This is a genomic window from Bosea sp. ANAM02 (assembly GCF_011764485.1).
GTDB lineage: Bacteria > Pseudomonadota > Alphaproteobacteria > Rhizobiales > Beijerinckiaceae > Allobosea.
Genome location: NZ_AP022848.1, coordinates 1,529,062 through 1,555,506, shown reverse-complemented (window position 1 = coordinate 1,555,506; position 26,445 = coordinate 1,529,062). Strand labels below are relative to the sequence as shown.

General features: G+C 63.1%; 15 protein-coding genes and 4 pseudogenes. 9 read left to right on the top strand and 10 right to left on the bottom strand.

Annotated features, from left to right (window positions below; translation table 11 throughout):
* Positions 1–89: 89 nt before the first annotated feature.
* Both OCUBac02_RS07455 and OCUBac02_RS07450 read left to right on the top strand, forming a co-directional pair.
* Positions 90–1,439 carry a sensor histidine kinase gene (locus OCUBac02_RS07455; protein ID WP_173044583.1) on the top strand — a complete coding sequence of 450 codons (1,350 nt, stop codon included), beginning with the start codon at positions 90–92 and terminating at the stop codon, positions 1,437–1,439.
* A 55-nt stretch (positions 1,440–1,494) separates the two neighbouring features.
* The gene (locus tag OCUBac02_RS07450; protein ID WP_173044581.1) at positions 1,495–1,749 is read left to right on the top strand and encodes a hypothetical protein; all 255 of its coding nucleotides are present in this window, start codon (positions 1,495–1,497) and stop codon (positions 1,747–1,749) included.
* A gap of 268 nt (positions 1,750–2,017) precedes the next feature.
* Here the strand turns inward: OCUBac02_RS07450 and OCUBac02_RS07445 are convergent, their stop codons facing one another.
* Together OCUBac02_RS07445 and OCUBac02_RS07440 are read right to left on the bottom strand one after the other, a co-directional pair.
* The gene (locus OCUBac02_RS07445; protein WP_173044579.1) at positions 2,018–2,308 is read right to left on the bottom strand and encodes a phosphopantetheine-binding protein; all 291 of its coding nucleotides are present in this window, start codon (positions 2,306–2,308) and stop codon (positions 2,018–2,020) included.
* 35 nt (positions 2,309–2,343) lie between these two features.
* Entirely contained in the window at positions 2,344–2,727 is a 384-nt protein-coding gene (locus tag OCUBac02_RS07440; protein WP_173044577.1) for a DUF3833 family protein, read from the bottom strand.
* A gap of 1,037 nt (positions 2,728–3,764) precedes the next feature.
* Here OCUBac02_RS07440 and OCUBac02_RS07435 point away from each other — a divergent pair.
* Complete coding sequence (locus OCUBac02_RS07435) at positions 3,765–6,236, top strand: glycogen/starch/alpha-glucan phosphorylase (RefSeq protein ID WP_173044575.1); 2,472 nt, start codon at positions 3,765–3,767, stop codon at positions 6,234–6,236.
* A gap of 49 nt (positions 6,237–6,285) precedes the next feature.
* Entirely contained in the window at positions 6,286–8,214 is a 1,929-nt protein-coding gene (glgX, locus tag OCUBac02_RS07430; RefSeq protein WP_173044573.1) for a glycogen debranching protein GlgX, read from the top strand.
* On the opposite strand, the gene glgX (OCUBac02_RS07425) is transcribed toward glgX (OCUBac02_RS07430), so the two are convergent.
* On the bottom strand, positions 8,215–10,287 hold the full coding sequence (gene glgX, locus OCUBac02_RS07425; protein WP_173044571.1) for a glycogen debranching protein GlgX: 2,073 nt from the start codon (positions 10,285–10,287) through the stop codon (positions 8,215–8,217).
* A 254-nt stretch (positions 10,288–10,541) separates the two neighbouring features.
* Between glgX (OCUBac02_RS07425) and istA the strand changes: the two genes are divergently transcribed.
* From istA to OCUBac02_RS07410, 3 genes and pseudogenes are all read left to right on the top strand, one after another.
* Positions 10,542–12,068: an IS21 family transposase gene (gene istA, locus OCUBac02_RS07420; RefSeq protein WP_173043570.1), complete on the top strand. Its 1,527-nt coding sequence runs from the start codon at positions 10,542–10,544 to the stop codon at positions 12,066–12,068.
* Entirely contained in the window at positions 12,050–12,778 is a 729-nt protein-coding gene (istB, locus tag OCUBac02_RS07415) for an IS21-like element helper ATPase IstB (protein WP_173043572.1), read from the top strand. The genes istA and istB overlap by 19 nt, the downstream gene beginning before the upstream one ends.
* A 155-nt stretch (positions 12,779–12,933) precedes the next feature.
* Positions 12,934–13,431: pseudogene (locus OCUBac02_RS07410) on the top strand (DDE-type integrase/transposase/recombinase); the annotation flags it as partial.
* A 246-nt stretch (positions 13,432–13,677) separates the two neighbouring features.
* Here the strand turns inward: OCUBac02_RS07410 and OCUBac02_RS07405 are convergent.
* Positions 13,678–14,941: pseudogene (locus OCUBac02_RS07405) on the bottom strand (IS110 family RNA-guided transposase); the annotation flags it as partial.
* 143 nt (positions 14,942–15,084) lie between these two features.
* On the opposite strand from OCUBac02_RS07405, the pseudogene OCUBac02_RS07400 reads away from it, so the two are divergent.
* Positions 15,085–15,375: pseudogene (locus OCUBac02_RS07400) on the top strand (integrase core domain-containing protein); the annotation flags it as partial.
* Between the two features lie 102 nt (positions 15,376–15,477).
* Positions 15,478–16,936: pseudogene (locus tag OCUBac02_RS07395) on the top strand (NAD-dependent succinate-semialdehyde dehydrogenase).
* 827 nt (positions 16,937–17,763) lie between these two features.
* Here the strand turns inward: OCUBac02_RS07395 and OCUBac02_RS07390 are convergent.
* The 6 genes from OCUBac02_RS07390 to OCUBac02_RS07365 all read right to left on the bottom strand — a co-directional run bounded on the left by OCUBac02_RS07390 (position 17,764) and on the right by OCUBac02_RS07365 (position 26,160).
* On the bottom strand, positions 17,764–19,374 hold the full coding sequence (locus OCUBac02_RS07390) for a recombinase family protein (protein ID WP_173044566.1): 1,611 nt from the start codon (positions 19,372–19,374) through the stop codon (positions 17,764–17,766).
* Positions 19,375–19,626: 252 nt separating this feature from the next.
* Positions 19,627–20,790 carry an AAA family ATPase gene (locus OCUBac02_RS07385; RefSeq protein WP_173044564.1) on the bottom strand — a complete coding sequence of 388 codons (1,164 nt, stop codon included), beginning with the start codon at positions 20,788–20,790 and terminating at the stop codon, positions 19,627–19,629.
* Between the two features lie 135 nt (positions 20,791–20,925).
* On the bottom strand, positions 20,926–21,684 hold the full coding sequence (locus OCUBac02_RS07380; RefSeq protein WP_173044562.1) for a hypothetical protein: 759 nt from the start codon (positions 21,682–21,684) through the stop codon (positions 20,926–20,928).
* Between the two features lie 431 nt (positions 21,685–22,115).
* On the bottom strand, positions 22,116–23,537 hold the full coding sequence (locus OCUBac02_RS07375; RefSeq protein ID WP_173044560.1) for an exonuclease domain-containing protein: 1,422 nt from the start codon (positions 23,535–23,537) through the stop codon (positions 22,116–22,118).
* Positions 23,534–24,034 carry a hypothetical protein gene (locus tag OCUBac02_RS07370; protein ID WP_173044559.1) on the bottom strand — a complete coding sequence of 167 codons (501 nt, stop codon included), beginning with the start codon at positions 24,032–24,034 and terminating at the stop codon, positions 23,534–23,536. The genes OCUBac02_RS07375 and OCUBac02_RS07370 overlap by 4 nt, the downstream gene beginning before the upstream one ends.
* Positions 24,035–24,195: 161 nt before the next feature.
* Complete coding sequence (locus tag OCUBac02_RS07365; protein WP_173044557.1) at positions 24,196–26,160, bottom strand: MobA/MobL family protein; 1,965 nt, start codon at positions 26,158–26,160, stop codon at positions 24,196–24,198.
* Positions 26,161–26,445 lie beyond the last annotated feature (285 nt).

The window sequence follows — 26,445 nt, the reverse complement described above, 5'->3', positions numbered from 1 at the left end:
CAGCCATGTGCTGCGCCAATTCCATGGTGGAATGCAGTTCAGAAGAATGCCCGTAGAACGCTCCGGTCACATCACGGAATGCCCACTGCGTGCCCACCCGACACACGACCAACGCTTGCGCCATTTTGCAGAAAGCCCTGTCCAAACGGCGAAGAACTCAGCCGCACTTCTTTGGTTCCTCCGCGAGCGAACGAGGTTCACCGCATGCGCTCGCTGCATCTGCCGAGGCGATGCGCCGCAGTAGAGTTTTCGTCTACGGCAAGCTCCGGGCGCCAAATCACAGCCGGCGCCTGGAAGGTCTCCGCGAAAGATCGAGTGTAGGATCTGCAAGCCGGTTATCGGTCGCCGATCGCAAGAAAACGGTAGCGAACGGCAACAGCGACGGTTACCGAGGTGAATATCAGTTTGAGCAGGGGCGCAAATTGCCGCTAGACGAGGCCCTCAGACAATTGCGCTCGCGAGAGGCCGAGCTTGCGCGCGTCCAGCGTATCGGCCAGATCGGTGGCCTCGAGGTCGACCTCCGAGAAGGTGCGTTTCGCAATAAGCGCTCGCCGGAGTATCTCGCGGTTCACGGCCTGCCGCCCGAGGCGGCCGACGAAACGCACGAGGCGTGGGTCGCGCGGATTCATCCGGAAGACCGCGAGCGTGTCGTCAGCCACTTCCATCGCAGCGTTTTCGGTTCCGATAGCGAGTACGAGGCCGAATACAGGATTATTCGGCCCGCGGACGGGGAGTTGCGATGGATTCTCGCCAAGGCCGAAATCCAGCGTGACGATGCCGGCAAGCCAATGAAGCTCATTGGAGCCCATATCGACATCACGGCCCGCCGCACTGCGGAGGAGCAGCGCGAGTTGATTGCCCGCGAACTCCAGCATCGCATCGGCAACATCTTCACCGTGATCGGCAGCCTGATATCGATGGCTGCGCGGGAGGAGCCAGCAGCGGCTGACTTCGCCCAGGAGATTGTCGGAAGGATTTCGGCCCTCAGCCGTGCCCATAGCATCGTCCTCAAAAAAGTGGGCGACCATGCACCTGACATTCTCTCTGAACTGATCGGCCGTCTGGTCGCGCCGTACAACGGCGGCGGGAAGAGCCGTATCGAAGTTCATGGCGACAAAGTTGAAGTGGGCCAGTCGTCGTCGACCGCCATTGCCCTCGTGTTCCACGAACTCGCCACGAACGCCGTCAAGCACGGAGCTCTTTCTACCAATGCCGGCAAGGTGCGGGTAACCGTCCGGGCTGCCGGCGAACGCGTTCTACTGCGATGGGAGGAGCAAGGGGGGCCTACGATCGTAAGCAATCCCCAACGGCAGGGGTTCGGCAGCCTGCTCGTCGACCGCGCGGCCAAATCGCAGCTCGGCGCCCGCATGGAATTCGACTGGCGCGCTTCCGGCCTCGTCGCAGAAATCGAAATGGCCGCCGCCAAGCTGGCCGCGTAACCGGGAACGGGTGCGTCGACGGTGCCCTAGTATTCCCAGCGCTCTCCGGCTGGATATGCACGAGCTCACCGAACAGGTTGAGCGTTTAGTCATGATGGCGCTTTTTCTGCTCCAGGTAGGGGCGTTGGTGAGCGAGTTGCTGGCCCCTCTCGAATGGCTGAAAGTCACGACGTTGCTTGTGATTCTCATCGTGGCCCGCCCGGTCGCTGGATTGATCGGGCTCTGGGGCCACAAAGCGAGCAGGGGGGAGAAAGCGACCATCGCCTTCTTCGGTATCCGACGTGTCGGCTCCGTGGACAATCTCGCCTAAGGCCTCAACCACATGGGCGAGGTCGACAGCGGCGCTCGCCGGTGGTCGATCGTCGGACTGACGATTTTCATGTCGGTGGTGATGCACGGAATAACGGTCACTCCGCTTACGCGAGTGTTGGACGGGCGCCATGGCAGGAACGCAGACGCCGAATAGCGCTGGAAGAATGCGCTCGCAGCTCGCCTAAGCGCCGCCGGTCAGCAGATTGTGTAACGCGGAGCTTGGTCCAGAAGATGGGCGAAAGCCGGTTTAAACTGCCGAGACTTCGTCATGGCCCCGTTTTCGATTGATCCGCGGCTCGCACCTGCAGCCTACGGCCAATCAGTGCTACGAGTTGCCGAACCGTCGTGCAGGCCTGCATCTCCTCGTCCGGTAGCATGTCGCAGTCGAACTCGCGTTCGATCGCGTTCCCGATGAGGGTCAGATCATCCAGTTCAAGCCCGATCTCCTCTACCTCTGCGCTAAGGTCCAGCTTGTCGCGGTTCACCAATCCTTCGCTCGCGATGATTTCGAGGAGGCGCGCAACGAGCGCGGCATCGTTTTCGGTAAGGTCCGCCATTCACCCCTCTTCGGAAAAGCGCTGCTTGAATACAATCATCGCAGCCAGTCGTCGAAGTTCAGCTTCGTGGTTTCGCCTTCTCTGCCGGGAACGTTGCGGATGTAGACACAGTTGAAAGCGCAGCCGGACGCGCACCCCTTTGCCGGGCCGTCCAAAGATGGGTCCGAGCCTTCGAATTTGCCGCCGCCAACCAGCTTTATCAGCCACCGCAGCTCATCGACCTGGCCCTCGTCGAACGTCCACGTTTCCGAGAACGCGAATGCCCCGTCGGGCAGCTCCCGACCGGCTGCCGTCAGTGGCACTCGTCGTTTCAAACCACCCAACGGGCCTTCGAGCATCGCCCAGCGGGCCATCCGACCGGTGAAGAAATCCCGTAGTTGGAAAGCGGGCAGCATCCCCGAAAAGTCGTCGGCCTTCATCCGCTTAGTCCTCCGTGTGAACGCAACCCGCTCGCGCGTCGATGGTTCGGTCGGTCAGCGGCCGATTATGGGAAGTGGGGAGTGAACGGGGATGAGAGTACTGCCAAGAAGGTCGCTCCATTCCGAAAACAGGGTGTTGGGGCGGGATCCTCTGAGGGGAAGGCGCGCAGAGCATGCCCTCGAGGTTGTCCGAGCGGAAGCCAGCCTCCGGGAGCTTTCATCCGACTGCGGTGCGAGAGCAACGACCGGCAGGGTCCCCCTATGTGGGCGCACGCCGATATTGACCCGCAGCCCCTCTTCACGGCTGAATGTGGCGTTCCGCTAAAATCGGCCAGTGGCGTCGTAAAAGCATGCAGAGTTCTTGGATTTTCTCACCCCGTACCCGCGCCGTCTGGCTGAGAACGCTTGTCGTCATCGTGCTCGCCGCCGGGTTGGTCACGCCGGCCGTCCTTTTCCGTTAATCGATTGCGCCTCGGCGTGTGGTCCGAGGGGGCTCCGAGTTGCCGCGACTTAGAGCAGCCTCGCCTGCGCCGGGGCTGCGGGTTCGAGGAGATCTGCCTCGCGCCGTCTGAGCTCAGTCAGGGCACTGGAGCGGAGATCGGCGTCGCGGCTGGCGGCCAGCTCCCACAACGAGGCTGCGCTCACCAGATTCCAGCTCTTGTCGCGGTCTGGACCAGCCGGGACGCGGGGTAGGAGGCCGGGCTCGCTGCTCCAAACGAGCAACTGGGCAAGCGAGGTCTCGTTCAGCATGTCGCACAGGTGGTGCGCCGTGACGTACGACGCGCCAATCTGTGCTTGAGAACGCTTCAATCGCTGAATGATTGCCTAGGCGATGGTCGGACGGGCCGAGGATTGGCAGAAGCCAGATGCCCACATTTTTCCAAACGGCAGGCTAGGCCTGCAGAAATGCGCTGACTCGACCCAGATCGCAGATTCGATATCGGACCGCTCACCTGCTTAGGATTTGCTGACAGATTGAGTCTTCATGAGACCATGGCATTCTGCGAACGTACCGACGCCATTTCCAAATCGGGGCCATGATTTTGCCAACCGCCTTTCCTGACGCCTCGATTCCTTATGAGCCCGACGAGCAGGTCGAGCGCATCAAGGCGGAGGTGATACGCAAGCTCTCCTATTCGCTTGGCAAGGACCCGGCCGTAGCGCAAGCGCATGATTGGCTGACGGCGGCTATTCTCGCCGCGCGCGACCACGCTATCGACGTCTGGCAGAAATCGACCCGGGAGAGCTACGCGACCGGCATGAAGCGCGTCTATTACCTGTCCCTGGAGTTCCTGATCGGCCGCTCGCTTGCCGACACGCTCAATAATCTCGGGCTGACCGGCCCTATGGCCCAGGCATTGCGCGAACTCGGCGTCGACCTCGCCGAGATCGAGAGCCTGGAGCCGGACGCAGCGCTTGGCAATGGCGGCTTGGGCCGGCTCGCCGCATGCTACATGGAAGCCATGGCATCGACGGGCGTCCCAGCGCTCGGATACGGCATCCGCTACGATCATGGATTGTTCAAGCAGCGGATCGATGGCGGGCGTCAGCTCGAGGTGCCGGAGGACTGGCTTTCCTTCCGCAACCCGTGGGAGTTCGAACGGCGGGAGAGCGCCTATAAGATCGGGTTTGGCGGGACGGTCAGCACGACCGACGAGCATGGTCGGGTGTTCTGGAGGCCGGAGGAGACGATCTTTGCCGTCGCGTACGATACGCCCGTCGTCGGCTGGCGGGGTCGCGACGCGAACACTTTGCGGCTATGGCGCGCCAGAGCGATGCATCCGCTGTCGCTCGACGCCTTCAATCAAGGGGACCTGGTCGGCGCCGTCGCCGAACGCAATCGCGCGGAAGCGATCTCGAAGGTGCTATATCCCAACGACTCGACGCCGGTCGGGCAAGAACTGCGCTTGCGCCAAGAATTCTTCTTCACCTCAGCGTCGCTGCAGGATCTGGTGCGGCGACATTACCGCCAGTTCGGCACGCTCGATAACCTGTCCGACAAGGCCTCGGTGCAACTGAACGATACACACCCATCGCTCGCGGTCGCGGAATTGATGCGGCTGCTGATCGATGCGCATGACCTCGAGTGGGAGCGGGCCTGGGAGATCACGACCGCGACGATCTCCTACACCAATCACACGCTTCTGCCGGAAGCCCTGGAGACCTGGCCCGTTGCGCTGATGGAACGGCTTTTGCCGCGCCATATGCAGATCATCTTCGGCATCAATGCGCGCTTCCTCGATAGAGTACGACGGGATGCGCCGGATGCCGATCTCTCGGCGCTGTCATTGATCGACGAGCATCACGGCAGGCGGGTGCGCATGGCCCATCTCGCCTTCATCGGATCGCACAAGGTCAACGGCGTCTCGGCCCTGCACTCCAATCTGATGAAGGAGACCGTTTTCGCGCCGCTGCACCGGGTTTTCCCGGACAGGATCACGAACGTCACCAACGGCATTACGCCTCGACGCTGGCTTTTGAGCGCCAATCCGGGCCTGACGAGCCTGCTCAAGGAGACCTGCGGCGAGAAGGTCGCCAACGATATCGACCTTATACGCCAATTCGGAAAATATGCCGACGATCCTGCCGTCCATGACCGGCTCGCCGCGATCCGGCGCGAGAACAAGCTCAGGCTCGCGAGGATCATCCGCCAGGATTGCGGCGTGGTCGTCGATCCCGCCGCTCTTTTCGATGTGCAGATCAAGCGCATCCACGAATACAAACGCCAGTTGCTGAACATCCTCGAGACGATCGCGCTCTACGACGCCATCCGATCCGAGCCCTATCGCGACTGGGCGCCGCGCGTGAAAATCTTCGCGGGCAAGGCTGCGTCGAACTACGCGACCGCCAAATCGATCATCAACCTCATCAACGACGTCGCAGTCGTCGTGAACAACGACATCACCACCCGGGACAGGCTCAAAGTGGTCTTCCTTCCGAACTACAATGTCAGCCTCGCCGAATCCATCATTCCTGCGGCCGATCTTTCCGAGCAGATTTCGACGGCCGGCATGGAGGCGTCCGGCACCGGAAATATGAAATTTGCCCTGAACGGTGCGATCACGATCGGAACGCTCGACGGCGCCAACATCGAGATCGGCGAACGCGTCGGCGCTGATAATATCGCGATCTTCGGCATGACCGCTGAAGAGGTCGAGGCTGCGAGGCGTGATCCGCGACCCATCGCCGACATCATCCATGGCTCGGCCCATCTGGAAGGTGTTCTCGATGCGGTGGCTGGCGGAGCCTATTCCTCGCGTGATCGCGATCGCTATGTCGGCCTGGTCGACGGGCTTCTCGCCAATGACTGGTTCATGGTGCTCAACGATTTCGAGAGCTATCGCCTAACCCAGCGGCGGATCGACAGCCTTTGGGCGGACCAGTCGCGATGGTGGCGCATGTCGGTGAACAATACGGCGCATTGTGCCTGGTTCAGCGCCGACCGCGCCATCGGCGAATATGCGCAGCGCATCTGGAACCTGCCGGCCGTGGCGCAGGCGGAAAGCTGACGCATTGGCTTCGCCGCTACGGATCCTGTCCTGCGCGCGCCCATCCCGCATGGGAGCGTCCATTGTCGAGGATGGTGTCAGCTTCGCCGTCTTCTCGCGTCATGGCACCCGCGTCCTGGTTTCGGTCTTCGACGCGGACGGCGAAACGGAAGTTGCCTCTTTGCCGCTGCCCGGCCGGGACGGCGATATCCATTACGGGCTCTTGCAAGGCGTCGGGACAGGCCTTCGCTACGGGCTGCGCGTCGAAGGGCCGTGGCAGCCCGAGCTTGGCCATCGATTCGACCCCGCGAAGCTGCTCGTCGATCCCTATGCCACAATGATCGACCGGCCGTTCCGCTGGGATCCGGAACTGGCCCGCCATGGCGCGCAGACATCGGCGCTGGTGCCGCGCTGCATCGTGCAGCCTCATCCTGCCGCTCTGCCAGCCCTGGGCGAGACGCAGGCGCGCCCCGGTCCTCCCAGCCTCATCTACGAACTCGGCGTTCGGTCGTTCAGCATGCGCCACCCGGCCGTGCCGAAAGCGCTACGCGGAACGCTCGCCGCCCTGCGCGAGCCCTCCATCATCGCCCACCTTCGGGACCTAGGTGTCAGCCATGTCGAGTTGATGCCGGTTGCGGCCTGGATGGACGAGCGCCACCTGCCGCCGCTGGGGCTGGCCAATGCCTGGGGCTACAACCCCGTCAACTTCTTCGCCCTCGATCCGCGGCTCGCTCCCACCGGCCCCGCGGAGCTTGCGGCACTCTGCACTGCCTATGCCGAGGCAGGCATCGGCGTGACCCTCGACGTCGTCCTGAACCACACCGCCGAGAGCGACGAATCCGGTGCCACGATCAGCCTCCGCGGCCTCGACAATGCAGTCTATTATCGCCATGCCGCCGACGATCCCGGACGCCTCGTCAACGATACCGGATGCGGCCATACGCTGGCACTCGATCGCGCCCCGGTTGTCCGCCTGGCGATGGATGCCTTGCGCTACTGGCTGCGGCTCGGCGTCGCCGGCTTTCGTTTCGATCTCGCTACGGTGATGGGGCGCACCGATCAGGGCTTTACGCCCGATGCACCGCTCTTCGGTTCCATTCTGCAGGATCCCGAGCTTTCGCGCGCGATACTGATCGCCGAACCCTGGGATATCGGCCCCGGCGGTTATCGGGCAGGAGCATTTCCCGCTCCTTTCGCCGAATGGAACGGACGCTTTCGCGACGATGTCCGCCGCTTCTGGCGCGGCGATGCCGGTGTGGCCGGGGCGTTCGCGACAAGGCTTGCCGGCTCGTCAGACCTGTTTGCCGGCGCCCATCGCCGCCCGCGCTCCAGCATCAATTTCGTCGCGGCCCATGATGGCTTCACCCTGCGCGATCTCGTTTCCCACGAGCGCAAGCATAACGAGACCAATGGCGAGCAGAACCGCGACGGCGACAACGACAATCATAGCTGGAACTGCGGGAGCGAAGGTCCGACGCGGGATCCTGCCATCGAGCAAGCCCGCCATCGCGACATCCGCGCTCTGTTGGCCACGCTCTTCCTGGCACGCGGCGTGCCGATGCTGACGGCGGGTGACGAGTTCGGGCGAACCCAAAACGGCAACAACAATGCCTATGCGCAGGACAATCCGACATCATGGCTGGACTGGGAGCGGGCGGATCGCGGGCTGGTCGATTACACGGCCGCGCTTGCCGCTCTGCGTCGCCGCCACCCATTACTGTCGGCCGGGACCTTCCTGACCGGACACGGAAATCCGCCCGACGCGACCTGGTTGAAACCAGACGGCTCAGCGATCGCGGATCATGAATGGCCCGGACTCGATGCCTTCTGCCTTGTTCTGAACGGCAGCGACGAAAGCCTGCTGATCGCGGTCAACCGTAGCGGGGAAGCGGCGGACATGACGCTTCCGGCCGGTCGATGGACGCGGCTTTTTGCGTCGGACGATGGGCCGAAGGGTCTGCTCTCCGCCCGCAGCGTCGCGCTCTGGCAGAGGGGCTGATCACATCAGCACGATCAGGGACCGCGGCGAAAGCGAGATTTCCTGATCTGCCTTGAGGCCTTTGCGGCCTTCGTCCGAATTCAGGCCGGTCTCCGTATCCAGCACGACCGACCACGAACCGGACTTCACCCGCGACGGGATCTTGAACACGACCTCACCGTCGAAGGCGTTGAACAGGATCAGCGCCTCGTCGCCGCCGGCCTCGACATCCGGTATGTGCATCAGCAGGCCGATCGCGAGCACGCCGGGATCGTCCCAGTGCTCTTCCTGCTGATCGCCTCCCGCCGGATTCACCCAGCGCAGCAGGCAGCCGTCGCGGAAGGAGGCCCGCCTGAAGATCGGATGCTCGGTTCGCAAGGCGATGACGCGCCGGACGAAATCAGCGAGGTGCTGATCACGCCGGGTGATTTCATCCCAGCGCATCCAGGCGGTCTCGTTGTCCTGGGCATAGACGTTGTTGTTGCCGCGATTGGAATGGCCGTGTTCGTCGCCGGAGAGCAGCATCGGCGTGCCATGGGACAAGAGCAGCGTCGCCAGCAGGTTGCGCTTCTGGCGCTCGCGAACCGCGATGATGCCTTCGTCTTCGGTCGGTCCCTCGACACCGTGGTTGAAGGACAGGTTATGGCCGTGGCCGTCCTGGTTGTCCTCGCCGTTCGCCTCGTTGTGCTTGTCGTTATAGGAGACGAGGTCCGCCAGGGTGAAGCCGTCATGGGCGGTGATGAAGTTCGTGCTGGCCCATGGCCGCCGGCCGCGCTGGTCGTAGACGTCGCCGGAGCCGGTGACGCGGGCGGCGAGATCGCGGATGATCCCTTCCTCGCCTTTCCAATAGCCTCGGATGGTGTCGCGATATTTGTCGTTCCACTCGGCCCAGCCCGGTGGAAAGCCGCCGACCTGATAGCCGCCGGGCCCGATGTCCCAGGGCTCGCCCACGAGTTTGACATTGCGCAGGACCGGGTCCTGCCCCATCGCGTCGAAAAAGCCGCCGCGCTGATCGAAGCCGTGCGGCTCGCGGCCGAGAATGGTGCCAAGGTCGAAGCGGAAGCCGTCAACCTCCATGACCTCGACCCAGTAGCGCAGCGAATCCATCACCATCTGCAACACGCGCGGATGGGAGGTGTTGACCGTGTTCCCCGTGCCGGTGTCGTTGATGTAGTAGCGCGGCTCTCCGGGCATCGTCCGGTAGTAGGAGAAGTTGTCGATGCCCTTGAAGGACAGCGTCGGGCCGAGTTCATTGCCTTCGGCGGTGTGATTATAGACGACATCCAGGATCACCTCGAGCCCGGCATCGTGGAAGCGGCGGACCATATCCCGGAACGAGGAGAGGCCGGCCCGCCCGAGATAGCGCTGCATCGGCGCGAAGAAGCCGATCGAGTTGTAGCCCCAATAGTTGGACAGGTCCTTGGCGACGAGGTGGTGGTCGTCGAGATAGGCATGCACCGGCAAAAGCTCGACCGAGGTGACGCCGAGGCTCTTGATGTAGTCGATCACCGCGGGCTCGGCGAGGCCGTCGAACGTGCCGCGCCGGTCCTCCGGCACCCCCGGATGCAGCTTGGTGAAGCCGCGCACATGCGTCTCGTAGAAGATCGTCCGGTCCCAGCCGATATCGGGCGGGAGCGGCCGCTGCGGATCGGCCTTCCAATCCACCACCACGCATTTCAGCGTATAGGGCGCGCTGTCGCGTTCGCTGAAGCTGAGATCGCGGTCGGTCCCGGCGCCGATATCGTATCCGTAATGCGCATCGTTCCAGTCGAGCGCTCCCGAAAACTCCCGCGCATAGGGGTCGAGCAGGAGCTTATTGGCGTTGAAGCGGTGCCCCTCCTCCGGAGCGAAGCGGCCATGCACGCGGTAGCCGTAGCGCTGGCCCGGCCCCACACCCGGCAGGTAGGCATGGAAGACCTCGTTGGTGTATTCCGGCAAGGTGATGCGCGCGGCTTCGGTCCGTCCGCTCTCGTCGAACAGACAGAGTTCGACCCGCTCGGCATGGGCTGAGAACAAGGCGAAATTTGTTCCCTCGCCATCGAACACGGCGCCGAGCTCGGAAGCCCGGCCGGGCCGAATATCAAAACCCGTCATATCGTGCTCCCGGCATGTCACGGCACCGTCGCGCCCAAGGTGTAGAGTGGGATTAATGCCTTGCAGGCATGTGGTGTTTTCGTCGCGATGGCAGCAACGCCCTGCAGGAACAGCAGTTCCGGGGCGCTGGCCTCAATCTTGCGTGTGAGATCGCCTGCAATGTTGGCCCCGTGAGGGGCGGTTATCGCTTTGAAGGTTAGCCCCCCTGTTATCGGCTGCGGCTGATCCTTCCGTCTTTTCGGAAGGGTCCGGGGATGACGGGTGTGGAGACGATCGGTCGGATCCGGTTCGAGCATTTCCAGAACGGCAAGGGGATCAAGCGGATCGCGCGGGAACTCGGCCTCGCGCGCGACACGGTTCGCAAAGTGCTCCGCTCCGGCGCGACCGAGTTCATCTACAAGCGCGAGGTCCAGCCGCGGCGGAAGCTTGGAGCCTGGGTCGATACGCTGACGGCGATCCTCGAGGCCGAAGACCGGCTGCCGCGGCGCGAGCGACGCTCAACGATCCGGCTGTTCGAGGAGCTGCGCGGGCGCGGCTACGACGGAGCCCATGACAGCGTCCATCGGTTCGTGAAGGCCTGGCGTGCCGATCGCGCCCGGCTGCCGGCGCAGGCCTTCATTCCGCTGCGCTTCGATCCCGGCGAGGCCTATCAGTTTGACTGGAGCCACGAGGCGATCGAACTCCACGGGCTGCCCGTGGTGGTGAAGGTCGCCCAGATGCGACTGGCCTATAGCCGGATGCCGATCGTGCGCGCCTATTTCCGCGAGACGCAGGAGATGGTCTTCGACGCGCATGACAAGGCCTTCGCCTTCTATGGCGGGGTCTGTCGGCGCGGCATCTACGACAACATGAAGACCGCGGTGGAGACCGTCTTCGTCGGCCGCGCCCGGGAGTACAACCGGCGCTTCCTTCAGCTCTGCTCGCATCACCTCGTCGAGCCGGTGGCCTGCACGCCGGCGGCCGGCTGGGAGAAGGGCCAGGTCGAGAACCAGGTCGGCACGATCCGCGATTTGCTGTTCCGCCCGCGACCGAAGGTGAAGACGCTCGACGAGTTGAACGCCTGGCTCGCCGACCAATGTGTCGCCTACGCTCGGCGGGCCAAGCATCCCGAGTTCCGCGATCGGTCTGTCATTGAGGTCTTCGAGGAGGAGAAGGCGCGGCTGATGCCGTATCTGGGCCCCTTCGCCGGCTTCGTCGAGAAGCCGATGCGGGCGACCACGACCTGCCTGATCACGCATGATCGCAACAAGTACAGCGTCGATGCCCGAGCCGCCGGCCGCGCCGTGCTAGTGCGCGCCTATGCCGACCGGATCGTTGTGTTGCTCGATGGCGAGACGGTCGCCGACCATCCCCGCAGCTTCAAGCGCGATCAGGTCGTCTATGATCCCTGGCACTATCTGCCGGTGCTGATGCGCAAGCCGGGTGCTCTACGCAATGGCGCGCCGTTCAAGGACTGGGATTTGCCGGCGCCGCTCACCGTGGTGCGTGAGAAGCTGCGGCGTCATGTCGATGGTGACCGTCAGTTTGTGAAGATCCTCGGCCGCGTCCCCGAGGACGGCATTGCCGCTGTGGCGGAGGCCTGCACCGAGGCGCTCGCGGCCGGCATCGCCAGCGGCGACGTCGTCATCGCGATCCTGGCGCGCCGTCGCCAGCCGCCTGTTCCAGCCAGCATCACCACACCCAACGCCCTCAGGCTCAAGACCGAGCCGGTCGCCGACTGCGCCCGATACGACAACCTGCGCAAGAGAAGGGAAGCCTCGCCATGGAACGCCACCAACTGATCGAGGCGATGACCAGCCTCAAGCTCTACGGCATGCGCGCCAGCTTCGACGAGATCGCCGGCAAAGGCCTGAACCGCCGCGAGGAGATCTATCCCCTGCTGGCGAGCCTGATCCGCGCGGAGCTGACCCATCGCCAGTCGCGTTCAATCAACTATCGCATCAGCGGCGCCAGATTCCCGGTTCTGAAGGATCTCGATGCCTTCATCTTCGACGACACGCCGGTGGACGAGGGACACATCCGCGAGCTCGCCACCGGCGAGTTCATCGACGCCAGGCGCAATCTCATCCTGATCGGCGGCACCGGAACGGGAAAGACCCATCTCGCCATCGCGATCGCCGCCGCCGTCATCCGGGCGCGCGCCCGCGGCCGCTTCTTCAACCTCGTCGACCTGGTCAATCAGCTCGAACAGGAGAAGGCCGCCGGCAAGAGCGGACGCATCGTCGAAGCCCTGCTGCGCCAGGATCTCGTCGTCATCGACGAGCTCGGCTATCTGCCCTTCAGTCAGGCCGGCGCGCAGTTGCTCTTCCACCTGATCAGCAAGCTCTACGAGAACACCTCGATCATCATCACCACCAATCTCGCCTTCGCCGACTGGCCCCAGATTTTCACCGACGCCAAGATGACGACTGCGATGTTGGATCGGCTCACGCATCACTGCGACATCATTGAGACCGGCAACGAGAGTTGGCGCTTCAAGAACCGCGCCTGAACGCTCCCGAGACCTTCGCGAGCTGGACGCCGAAATCGCCCCGGCCCAGCAACCCTGACCAGCTCAGCCGGGGCGATCCCGGCACGTCCGACCAGGCTTGCAGGGGGGCTAGCCTTCAATGCGATAAGGGGGCTGCCCTTCAACGCGATTTGACACGGCGGGTCTGCCGGGTGCTCGGACAACATCGCTCGACCCAGCGCCGGATCCCGCGCGGCCGCGACGATGAGGAGCAACTCATCGCCGACCTCGTCGAACTGGCCCGCTGCTACGGCCGCTACGGCTATCGCAAGATTGCCGCGCTGCTGCGTTCGACGGCAGGCTGGGTCGTCAACGACAAACGGGTCGAGCGGATCTGGCGACGCGAGGGGCTGAAGGTTCCAGCCCGACAACCCAAACGCGGCCGTCTCTGGCTCGCGGACGGATCCTGCATCCGCCTGCGCGCCGAGCGCCCGAACCATGTCTGGTCCTATGACTTTGTCGAGGACCGCACCCATGACGGGAGAAAATACCGGATGCTGAACATCATCGATGAGTTCACCCACGAATGCCTGGCGATCCGCATCGATCGCCGGCTGAAGGCGACCGACGTCATCGACGTGCTCTCGGACCTGTTCATCCTGCGCGGCGTGCCGGAGCATATTCGTTCAGACAACGTCCTATGTCGGGAAGGAGCTTTGGGCTTTGGCCAACAGGTCTCGTCGCGCCGGCAGATCGCCGACGTTGGCAGTAAGCTGATCCAGATGGTTTCCACCGTCAACGGGATCGCTCCCAGCCATAGCAAACACAGGATCCAGCGGCATTGACGCGGCCGTGGTCCTCACCGTCCTCAAGACGAGATACGCACCCAGGTGGAAGGCCCGAACATTATCTACAGGGTCGCCTTTGGCGCCCTCACGGCACTTGCAGAGAGGGGTCCTTCCACCTGGCATCCGACCGTTCGAGGAACGGCCGGTATTCTGTCCCCGTCTTGACGACGGCATGCGCTACCCGCGCCATCTTGGCGGTGAGCGCGGTCATCGCCTTGCGACGGCGATCGGCATCATCCGCGTGACCGGCCACATAGCGGCCGAGCTTGTCGCGGAAGCTGTTGTCACATTGGCGCGCGGCGACCTGCGCCGCCATCCAGAACGTCCGGCGCAGCCGGGCATTGCCGTACTTCGACAGCTTGGTCCGACCGCGGAAGGTGCCGGATTGGCAGGTAGCGAGGTCGAGGCCCCAGAACTTCAGGAACTGGCGGTGATGGCCGAACCGCCGCAGGTCTCCGGCCTCGGCCAGGATGGTCAGGGCATTGATCGGTCCGATTCCCGGAATCCGCCGCAGCAACCGGTAATCGTGATGATCGGCCAGGGTAACCTGCGCGATCTCCTCGATCCGGTTGCGCTCCCGGATCAGGCCCCGCGCTTGGGCAATGATCATCCGGAACATCGTGATCGCCATGCTCTCCTCCGGCACGGGCAATGCGATCGATGTGCATGCAGTCTCGTAGATGTCGTTGATCAGCCGAGCCTTGGAGACCTTGCGGCCGACCAGAGGCCAGGCCTCGGCCACGAACGCTTCCCGCTCCAGTGCGATGATGCTGCCGGGCGTCGGGAAGCGCTCGATCAGTGCCAGGAACCAATCCGAGCGGCTATTGCCGGCGAAGCGGCCGATCTCCGGAAAGTACAGCGGCAGGTAATGCGTCAAGATACGGTGCCAGGTCTGCGTCTTGGCCTTCGAAATCGTCTCGTGCGTCTTCGACAACTCCTGGAGATCGTTGATGCCGGCGGCCAACGGGTCGACATAGGCCTGCGTGGCGCCGATCCGCAGCATGTGCAGGATGACCTGGGCGTCCTTGGGATCGTTCTTGTCCCAACCGTTGTGCAGCGCCTCTCGCGTCCGGGCGAGCGCGACCGAGGAGATCAGCCGCAGCTCGAAGCCTGCCGTCAGAAGCCGATAGGCGAGCGTGCGATGGTAGTTGCCGGTCGCCTCGAAGCCGACAAGGATCGGCCGCCCGATCGCGGCAAGGTCCGCAGCCAGGCGGTCGTAGTCCTGCTTGGTCGCCATCACGGTCATCCGCCGGCGTCGACCGCCTTCCGGTCGCTCGATCAAGACCTCCTGGCGGTGCTTGGACATGTCGATCGCTACCAGCACGGCAACGGTCGGAGTAGAAAAGCGCTTGGTCATGGTCGGCCTCGCTCCAAAGTGTTGTCTCGACAACCTCACTTTAGAGACCTGTTGGCCGGCCATGACCGCCGTGACGGCGCGCTGCGCTACGCAAGGCTTCGCGCGCCGTCAGCCAACGGTCGAGCCTCTTCCCAATGTGCTACGGCACCGAGTTCACCTCGATGGCGATCCTGCGCTGGTGCCAGGAGACCGGCGTCGCGTGGCATTACATCGCTCCCGGCAAGCCGACGCAGAACGCTTTCGTCGAGAGCTTCAACGGGCGCTTCCGGGACGAGTGCCTCAACGACATGCTGTTCTCGACGCTCGCCGAGGCCCGCAGCGCCATCACCTCATGGAAGGAGGACTACAACCGCCACAGACCCCACTCGGCTCTCGGCAACATGGCGCCTGCCGAGTTCGCGCTCAAATCCACGCTGGAAAAACAGGCCGCCTGAGGCCAGAAATAAAACCCAGGACTCTCCCTCAGACGGGAATAGAAAAGGGTCTCAGGTCAGCTGTACTCTCGGCCCTTGGCTGACGGAAACCACATCGTGACCGTGGAATTCCTTCGCGATCCCGCCTTGCCGCGGCAGTCCTGCCTGGTCGGCGGCAACTGGCGGGCCGCCGCCTCAGGCCGTACGCTCGACGTGGTCGATCCAGCGACGCAAGCTGCCATCGGCTCCGTGCCGGATGCCGACGGCTCCGACACGCGCGCCGCGGTTGAGGCCGCCACAGCCGCCGCCGGAGCGTGGCGTGCGAAGCCGAATACCGAGCGCGCCGCATTGCTGGAAACCTGGCATGCCCAGATGCTGGAGCATGTCGAGGATCTCGCGCTGATCCTGACGCATGAACAGGGAAAGCCGCTGGCGGAGGCGCGCGGCGAAATCCGATATGGCGCTTCCTTCGTCAAATGGTTCGCTGAGGAAGCCCGCCGGATCAACGGCTCGACGATCCCTGCCCCGTCGGCCGACATACGCATCCTCGTGATGAAGGAGCCGGTCGGCGTCTGTGGCATCGTCACGCCCTGGAACTTCCCGAATGCGATGATCACCCGCAAGGTCGCGCCGGCTCTGGCGGCGGGCTGCACAGTGGTGATCAAGCCGTCCGAGCTAACGCCATTCTCGGCGCTGGCGCTCGGTGTGCTGGCAGAACGGGCTGGCATCCCAGCCGGCGTTATAAACATTGTAACCGGCATGCCCGCTGCAATCGGGGCCGAGCTTACCGGCAACCCTGCCGTGCGCAAAATCTCGTTCACGGGCTCGACGCGGGTGGGGGCGCTGCTGATGCGGCAGGCTTCGGACGGCATCAAGCGGCTAAGTCTGGAACTCGGCGGCAACGCCCCCTTCATCGTCTTCGACGATGCTGATATCGACTTGGCCATCGAGGGCGTTCTGGTCTCCAAATTCCGCAATGGCGGCCAGACCTGCGTCTGCGCCAACCGCATTCTGGTACAGGACGGCATCTATGATCGCTTCGCCGACAAGCTTGCGGCCCGCGTCTCGGCGATGAGGGTCGGCCCCGGGCACCGCTGCCGGCATTGATATCGGCCCGATGATCAACGGCGCCTCGATCGAGAAAATCGCGCGCCATATCGACGACGCCTTGTCTAAGGGGGCCCGGCGCCTCGCCGAGGCGGCCGACATGCCGAGGGGCGCGCAATATGCGGCGCCTCTCGTCCTCGGTGATGCGACCGTAGAGATGCAGCTTGCCGGCGAGGAGACCTTCGGCCCGGTCGCACCGCTGTTTCGCTTCGGCTCCGAGGACGAGGCGATCCGAGTCGCCAATGGCAAGCCCTTCGGCCTTGCCGCCTTTTTCTTTACCCAGGACATGCGGCGCTTTTGGCGTGTCGGCGAAGCGCTCGAATTCGGGATGGTTGGGCTCAACACAGGCGCAATCTCGATGGAGATCGCCCCCTTCGGAGGCGTTAAGCAGTCCGGCCTCGGTCGCGAGGGCTCGCGGCTCGGCATAGAGGAATATCTCGAGGTCAAAGCCTTTCACATTGGCGGCCTCGGGTAAAAGGCATATCGGGAACCGTGATATTATAGTGTCCTCTATCCTTTTTATTATTTAACGATAAATCGATATCAGCGCGAATTATTCTCCAATGCAAAACTGATCCAATATCAGTTTCATCTTCATAAATTCATATACATCCATCTTGTGGATCTATAAAATGAAAAGTAATCACCTAAAATTATATTTGTTTCTATTTAGCATTGTGTTCAACATTTATTATAAATAGACAAATAAACTGAATCGTTACAAATCTTGTTTTGTTGCATATATCTATCGATATTTATTATATTTTGCGAATATTCAGAACTTTTATTATCATTCACATCGAAGATCGGGCAAACATTTTGATCCGAACGGCTGACGCCCTCGATACTCTCAAACCGGAAACTTGCGCTCCCGAACGTGCAGAGGTCGCGCACCATTTGGCATGCAACTCTCCCCGCAATTTCGCCTTTGTGTGTTGGGCTCCTATGCTATTAGGTCTCCTCGCGCTTACACACTAAGCATTCACACCAACCCAAAACGGATGCCGTAAAAAGTCTTTATTTTCAACGAAATAGCCCATGATCTGGAGGTTCGAGTCCCCTCCAGGGCTGATTCAAAGTCCACGCGCAATCCTCATGCGAGACGTCGCATTTTATCAATGAATGCCCTTTCTCTCGCCTGCCGCCTGAACCGAGTTTGACATCAAATAAGTGACAACGCCGGCTCACGTTGTCACATAAGGCAAAGCGCTCGCGATTGCGGCATCATTCCTTGCGCGATGCGACACGTAGAGGTAGGTTACAGACATCTGCAGGTGTGAGACTTCGTACCGAAGATTGAATTTATTTCAAAAGGTTGGAATGGGTCAGGGTAGCAAGTCCCTCTCCCGCTACCATTCGACCCCCCACAGCCTTGCTGGTGGGGAAATGGTCGCCTCCAATCAAATTTGTCAGATGTCCGGTGACCTCGATTTCCGGCATGACCCCGGCAGGCGCCTTGTAAACCGTGACCGTGCTGATCAGATCGCGGAGGGCCTTCTTCGACTCCGCCCCATAGGCTTCGCCCTCGCGCACGGTCCGCTCCAGGCTTTCGATCGATGCGAGGTATCGAGACACAGTTGCCGGATGTAGCGAGACGACATTGGGCGGTTCGTCACACAGAGCGAGTTCGGCCCGAAGCGCTTCGCATTCGGCTTTCCGAGGAGGAAGCTCGCGCTTGACCTGGTCCTCCTCGATAAGCCCCATGACGAAGGCCTTGTAGACCCGATCCTGTTCGCGTTCGGCCTGCGCAAGACGCTTCTCGATCCGGGCGCGTCGGTTGACACTGTCCGCCGCAAGAGCCTGCCGCTCCTCATTGTAGACGCGCACATAAAGCGCGATGCCGTCGCGATCGACCATCCGCTCGCTCAGTCCGCCCACCACGGCAGTCTCGATGACGTTGAGCTGGTAAGCTCGGATATTGTCGCAGCTCCCGGACTCGGTCGCCTTCGTGCAACGAATGCGTGTTCGTCCTCGGTGGTGATCCTTGACCGACATGCCGGCACCGCAGGAGCCGCACCGGAGCAGCCCGGACAGCAGATGCCGGGGCGTCGATCGGTCGCGTGGCGCCATCGCAGCTCGCCCTCCGCGCTTGGCGAGCGCCGCAGCGAACATTTCATTCTCCACGATCGCCAATGCCGGAACGGCTTGTTCCTGCCACTCCGCCTCGGGATTGACCCGCGAGATGCGGTTTCCGGTCTCGGGGTCCTTGACCATCCGCACGCGATTCCACACGAGGCGGCCCACATAAAGCGGATTGAGCAGAATTCCATGGCCTCGCTTGCGATTGCCGTTCAGCGTGATCGCCGCCCAGTAAGTACCGCGTGGTGGAGGAATGCCTTCGGCATTGAGTTCGCCAGCAATGGCGCGCGGCGACTTGCCCGCGACATAGTCGGCAAAGATGCGCCGAACGATCTCGGCTTCAGAATCGACGATCGTCAGTTCGCCAGGTGCTCCCGGGATGGCCTTGTAGCCGTACGCTCGGCCACCGGCGTGCCGACCTTGCCGTATGACGCCGGCCATCCCGCGTCTCGTCTTCTGCGCCAACCCTTTGAGGAAAACGGCGGATTGGGTTCCCTTGAATCCGATACGCACCGGCAGGAGCAGGAGCGTCAGGTTAGCCGCGTTCGCCAGGATGGTCAGCGCATTGATGACGTCGATCCAGGCTTCGACCTGATCCGGCTCTCGCGCGATCATCGAGATCATGCTCCGGACCTCGCCGGCATGGGCATCGGCACGGCCACGAACGGACAACAGGCCGGGGAGCTGGTTGCGGAAGACGGCGAGGCCTTCGATCTCGCTCGGCGCCTGAGGCACGAGGCGCTCGAGACCGGCGAGGTCGTCGATGACAGGAAGCAGGCTCGGTTCGACGGCGATCGTGCTGAGCATGAGGTCGCGGCGGTTGGTCGTATTCATGATATTTCCTTGAATTCATGAGGGGTGACGGTGTCGTTCCGTCGAATTTCTCCTTTCTCCCTGTTCCCCGGCCCGGTCCCTGCCGGGCCTGGAATGCGAACAGGCAGCGCCGGTGAAGGCGCTGCCTGTTCATGGTGGCTGGATTGGCGGGCGCCCCTCGAGCGCATCGGCCGGTTCGAACCAACGCGTCGCGCATAGCGCGGCGCCTGCATCAGACCGACAAGCCGCCGGAGACCTCCCCGCTCCAGTGTTCTAGCTGGTCGGCCATCGGCCTCTTCCCGAAGTCAGGAACCCGATCCGATCAGGCTTGAAGTGGCTCGTGGCAACGGCCTCTGCGGCCTCGATATCGGCGAGCGTCATCCGGCCCCGACCTGCGGCAGCGGCAAAGCCGTACGCTAGTTTGGCGACCTTTTTGATCCCGCGGGGATTCGTCCGCGCGAGACGCCAAAGAATAGCTTCGTCGGGCAGCGCGACCCCGCCGCGCAGGGTGTCGACGACGTCGCCGACGATGTTTCGCGCGATCACGACGAGGGCGTCGCCCGAGGGCGGTGCGATGTGGAACGCGAGCACCCGATCCATGATGAAGTCGGGTATTTGGCCTGCGTCGTTGGCGGTCAGGATGAACAGAGCGTTGGCAACGTTGAAGGACACCTGAAGATACTCGTCGCGCATGGCGCAGGCGTTTTCAGGCTCGAGGGCCGACAGGAGGACGGCGTAGGGCTGCTCGGTATGGTGGGTCATGAACTTGTCGACTTCGTCGAACAGCACGGCCGGCTGAGCGCTGACGGACGCGATCATGGCTTCGGTCAAGATTCCGGTACGAGCTCCTCTCCAGCTGGGCGGATGGCCGACCAGGAGCGCCTGGGCATCGCTGGACGTCGCGCAGGAGAAGGCATGGATATCGACGCCCAGGGCCTTGGCGATCGCTTTCGACGCATGCGTCTTCCCGATCCCAGGCTCGCCGAGCAGCAGCACCGGAGGTACCGACACCGGGGCGCCCGTCATCGCCGATAGAGCGACGGCGCGCTCATACAGCGCAACGACCTCGGTGAATGCCGGACATTGCGCGTGAACCTGCGACAGTGTGTTCTGAAGTCTCGGCGTCCCGAACAGCAGAGAACGATCGGGGCCTCGCGGATCATTGAGAATGGCGAGAAGCTTTTCGACCCGTGGCCCCTCATCGGGACCGAGTGCTGGAGGAGGCCCGTAGAATTCCTCGAGCCGAGGCTCGAACCCCCACGCAAGCGTGATCTGACGCTCGACCTCGTCGCGATCGTAGACGGCGACCATCTTATCCGATGAGACGCCCGACGCCTCGGCATTCTTGTCGACGCCGGCCGTCTCTGACTCAGAGAGGCCGGACTTGGGCTTGCTTCGGCGATCGGGTTTACCGAGCGAGGTATCGATATCTGGCATCCGCCGGTCTCGTCGTTTCGATGTTTCGGGGGCCGCCGTCGTGGCTGCCGACCGCACTCATCGAACGGCGAAAAGGGGCGAACCCTGCGGCCCGCCCCTTTCCGATGACCCTATGAAGTTGAGCTGTCCGCCAGGTCATCCCTGACCGGGAAACCTCTCGTTGGCGTGTTGCGGCTCGACCTTGAACCGATCGCTCTGCCCGGCCACTCCGTTGCCGAGATCGTAGGCCATCGCCGCGACGGCTCTCGCGCTGGCGGGATCAGCGACACGATTGCGAAGGATCGTCCTGCAGGTCGCCTTGGCGTGGAGATCGCGCTCCGTGCGCGCCGGCCACAGGCCGACCCGGGCGATCGCAGCGTATGCGAGGGTCAGGGCCGACTTTGCGGCCTGCTCGAGGACCCGGTCGTTTTCGCCGACGGACTGCGTCCTGGTATCCGCTTTCGCCAGCAGATCCATGGCCTCCTCGGCGAGAGACGTGAGATCAGGCGCGGCGGCGAAGAACGCCTCGAGCGACGGCGCCTCTTCCAGCCGGTAGCATCCGGCGCGGGCGAGTTCATCGGCGGAAGTGTCTGCCGCGGGGGGCCGGATCAGTCCCATTCTCCGAACCGTCTCATGGATCCACGCGGTCATTTCGCCGACGTCCGCGACACTAGATTTTTTCCGGGCTTTCGGCGCCAGGCCGAAGGCAGTGCGAAGAAGCGCAGCGCGGGCGGGATCACCCTGCCGCTTCGCAGCCGAGGCGAGGCACTCGCCGATGTACTCCTTGGCCCAACGGTCGTCATCGGAGTTCGGCTCGATCAGCGCCGCGGCGAGGTACGAGCTCTGACGAAGCAGATTGAGGGCGTTGAAGGTGTCGACCCGCTCCTCGGTCAACGTCTCGTCCTTGGCCATCATTTTGACGAACCGGCCGAGTTGGTCGTCGTGGAAGGCTGCGCGCGCGATGAAGACGGTGCAGGTCGGCGTCGCGTTCCGCAGGCCAGCCAGCCGTTCCGCCTCGGCTGGTGCTTCCGCCAGCCGATCTGCGAGAACGGCGAGATCCTCACAGATCGGCCGGATCGTCGTTGCGAGGACCAGCGAGGCGATGCCGACAGGCTTGCGCGATGCGGTCTTTGCGATGGTTTTCTTGGTCATGGTCTCTGCTCTTTTCCCCAGGGGTGACTGCCACGCGGCAGCACGAATTCTCCTCTCCCTCTCGCCGTTTCGGCGCTTTTCGACCTGTCCTTCCCGGACGATGGCTGCGCCCTCGAACCTGTCGCTTGTCGGAGCAGCTACGAAAAGGTCGACGCCCCCGGAGGGCGCCGACCTTCGACGTCATCTGTCCCGTCTCAGCTTCGATCGGCCATCGCGTCGAGCGATGCCGATTTGGCGTCGAGCCAAGCGGAGATCTCGGCGATGTTCCTCAGGCGGTCGACGTCGTTCGGATCGCTGGCCTCAGCGAGGGCCGCAAGACGTCGCCGCGCTGCCGGGATCGTCGTCCAAGGACGTTTGACGTCGGTGAGAAGGCGATCCACGAGCCAGGTCGTCATCGCCTTGCGATCCGTCGGCGTCATCGTGGCCGGAGCCGCCTCGAAGACCATGCGCCGCGAAAACGCCTGGAGCCGTGAATCGCCGATCACGGCCTGGCCGAAGCGGTCGCGCTGCTCCCAAGCGATTTCGTGCCATCGACGGGAATGGGCCTGATCCAGCTTCGCGACGAAGCGATCGTAGATCTGTTCCTCAGGCTCCGAGGCGATAGCGCGATCGCTGAACTGCCGCCCGAGCGCGGCGGTGAGCCGTGCGACAAATCCGTGATTGGCGCGGACACGCTGGGCTCGCGCCCGGTAGTCCTCGATCGAAAGAGGGGCGACGATGCCGACTTCGCCATGCTCGAATGGAAAGAGCATCGGCTGGGCGTTCGCGGCGATCGTGAAGATCGGGCGCGGTCCCCGGATCGCCAGCAGCCCCGCCAGCTCGGCCTCGCTGGTCTCGAGATAGGTGCCCGGATCGACCGTAAGGTCGGCGACGGCGAAAGCGTTGCCGTTCGTGGGGCTGGCGACGATCGGTGCGACCGGAAGTGTCCTCGGGGCTCCGAAATGCTGGGTCAAGGCCAGCATTTCGGCGCCACGCAGCATGTCGAGGACGTGTCGACGATCCGAGTTCGCCATCATCGTCGCGAAGGTAGCGGGAGCTGCCTCCCGGAGATGTCGGAAGATCGCGAGCGTGGCACGCGCATCGGCGAGCGCGTCATGAGCCTGGTTATCGGGAAGGACGATGCCGTTGGCGGCGCAGAGAGGCCCGAGCCGAAATGTCGGCTTGCCGATCTCGTTCAGAGACACGGCCAATGCACTTGGCTCGTGAGCCGCGATAGCCTGCGCCATCACCATGACGTCGGCCCTCGTACAGCCCGGCGCTTGAGTCGCGTAGACGGGGTGGAGGGTCTGGAAGAAGCCCTGCCGTAAGACCGTCTCGTCGAACTTCAGGCTGTTGTATCCGACCCAGCGTGCCGGGCCGACCCTTGAGACGACCGAAGCGATGGCCTGCATAAGGTCGAGATGCGAAAGTGGAGCGCCGTCCAACATCGCCGGCGCGATCCTCGTCGTCAGGAGCGCGTCCGGCGACGGAATGATGTGTTGCGGCGGCCGACCGCGCAGCACGATTTCGCGTTGTAGGACGAGGTCGTCGTCGCAGACGATGAAGGCGGCTTGGAGCGGGACGTCGTAGTGGCGCGAGAGGCCGGTGGTCTCGGTATCATAGATGACCGTGGTCATTGGCCCGACCTCAGTGCTTGAGGGCGGACGGCGCGGCGCGCGACCATGGCGATGTCGATGTTCAGGCGCTCGGCGTCGCGGATCAGCGATGCCTGAAGCAGGCGCAGTACGTAGGACCTCCGAACCTCGTCCTCGTCCCGCTCGATGGCTTCGGCGATCTCCGCCTTCAGGGCCACGATGGTGGCGTCATGCGCCGGCACCTCCGCGATCAGCAGAGCATAGCGCCGCGCGGCGATCCGAGCGCCTTCGCCGAGCTGTCTGCCGGAGAGGCCGCCATATCCCTCGAATATCTTTCCTGGCTCCGCCTCCAGTCGTACGGCATGGGCCATGTGAATGTCCCAGCGCAGGAAGTGGTCGGCGCTGTCGTTCTGGGCGCGGTAGAGCGCACGATAGTGCGCGAGTTCGCGGTCGCCGATGTCGTCGGCGACGTCGGGCGTCTTTTCGGTCATGTTTAGTCTACCAAGGTCGGAGCGTCTCGCCCGCGAGCGCCGGGTCACCGACTTGCTCTTTTTACGGGGGTTCCCTGATTAGGGTTCCATGGATCGATGTCCCCAATGGCACTGTCGACGGCCCGCCCTATTCTATGCAAACCTGGACAGGCCCGGACGCGCAGACATCGCATGACCACGCCTTCGACGACTGAGCCGCGGCCGCCCCTTCACTCTCCATACCCCTTCCCGCCACGTCGACCCGGGTTGGACAGGATCGCCTTTCTTCGTTCCTGTTGCCTACGCTCTTCAGCACTCGGACCGTCGGCTTCCTGCCTGCGGCGCACCGCCAACGCTTCCTGCAAAATTTTCTCGGCGTAAGATCGATCGGATCGAGACGCCGGCGGGGGAGCGATCGACGGAGCGGCTGTCGCCGCTTCGACTTCCCTGGGCTCCAATTCGCGGGCCCAAGCTTCGAGGGCGAACCTTACCGCCCGGTCTGCGCGATCGCGTGCCTCTTGGGCGGCCTTCGCATGAGCCGCGCGCTCTTCCCTTGCCGCTTCATGCACGTCGTTCGCGACTTCCGCAGTCGGCAATTCGTCGAGAGCGTGTACCGACCGGTGCCGGGTCTCCGTGGTGCGTGTCTTGAGCTCCCGCTGGAGACGATCGCGATGCCTCCCTGAGGAATCTTGCCTCGTCGAGGCGATCAGCGCGTCCAGGGTCGCCGCCTCGCCTGCCTGCGCAACTCGGAGATGAAGCGCTGCCTTCTGGCGTTCTGCTGCCTCGATCGCGAGTTGCCGAGAAGCGGATGACGTCGCGCGAGACCAGTCGATCCGCGCATCCGCGCGTGAGAACGTCGGCACCGACCGCATGATGCGAACGAATTCGTCCGGCGCGTTTCGAGCGGACGTGATCAGATGGTCCAGAGCACCGAGCGCCTTGGTCTGATCTTTACGAGAGGAACGAACGGCGGCGCCACCGATCTCGTCCGCAACGTCGTGAAGCGACAGGTCGCGATCGCGACGAACGATCTTCCTGGCGTATCCCGCTTTCCTCTCGGGCTCGACATCCAGGATGCCCGCCTCGGCATAGCTGCGATGATCGTACCGGATCGCTTTGCCCGCCTTCTCCATCTCGGCATTGACTAGACCTGCGAAACGCTCGCGCTCGCGCTGAACGAACCGCCCCCGCAGTAGCTTCGGCACGTCTTGTCGCATCGGGAACTGATCGCGGTAGTTGCGGTGCTTCGTGCGGATGCGCCTGACAGCCGCGAAATCCCAGGTGGGGACGAGCCTGCGGTCCGTCGAACCGTCGTCGCCCCCTTCAGGCCAGGGGATCATTTTGGTCGGGCGATTGAAGACGATGACGTGCGCGTGGAAGTTCCGGGGATCGTTGTCCGCCGTCGGTGCATGCAGGGCGGCCCAGTACGGGATTTTCCGATCATCATCGACACCGAACGGGGCGTCGAACGGAGCGACGAAGGCTTTGACGATCGCGAGCCGCTCGGTTGCCGACGCCTCCTTCGGCAATTGAAGAATGAAGCGGTGTTGGATGATCCCGTTGGCGCGCTCGGGATATTTGTGAGCCAGGCGCCAGAATTCCAGCCGCTCGGCCTCGGTCTTGCCGGTCGTCCCGAACGAGAACTCCGTCGGGCCGATGTCAGCTTCGCGGTTGCCGCCGACCTTTTCGGGGTCTTCGATATAGGCCTGCATCCTGCCGGGCTCCTCGCCCTCCAAGACTCGCTCCACGGCCGAGCGCCGTTCGATGTACAACTGATGGGCACCGGGCTGAGACGTGTAGTTGATGTCCTTGCCGAGGTAGGCATGGCCGAACCCGTTGCGGCACCAATGTGTCTGCCCAGGCTTCAAAGCCGTGGATCGCTCGGTTACGGAGGTATGTCCGAAATGGAAGCTCATGCCGCCGGTATCGGGCATGGGTCGACGCTTCGTGGGCGTAAGCCCGATGGTCGGAAACTCGGTACGGACGGCACGCGCGATCGCGGCCGACATCCTGTCTGCGGCGAATCCGGCGTCGCGGATCGGGTTGTGGGCGATGGCCTGCTCTACGTTCCGTCGAGCCCGCTCCTCTGCCCGAGCGAGCGCCTTGGCCAGGACGCGATCAAGGGCATGCCGCGACGGAGCCAAAAGGCCCCGTGTCCTTCCATCGACATCCTCCAGCATCACCTCGCGAGCCATCGCGAATCACTCTCATTTTTCCAGTCAAGGAAATTCTGCCATCGATCCACGAGATAGATAGTGGGGTTCGAGCACTAAAACCTTCAGTCCCGCAGCCGCTCAGAGAGCGGCGCGGCATCTGCGATGCCGCGCGGGACACAACAGATCCAACGAGTGCCTCCGAGCATCGCAACTCGATTGGAACGCACAGCCGCCGCGCAGCGCGGGGACGAAAATGCCGCACCGCCCCACGGGCGGTGCGGCATTTTTGTCTTTCGCGCCATTGTATTACTTAAACGCTATTTA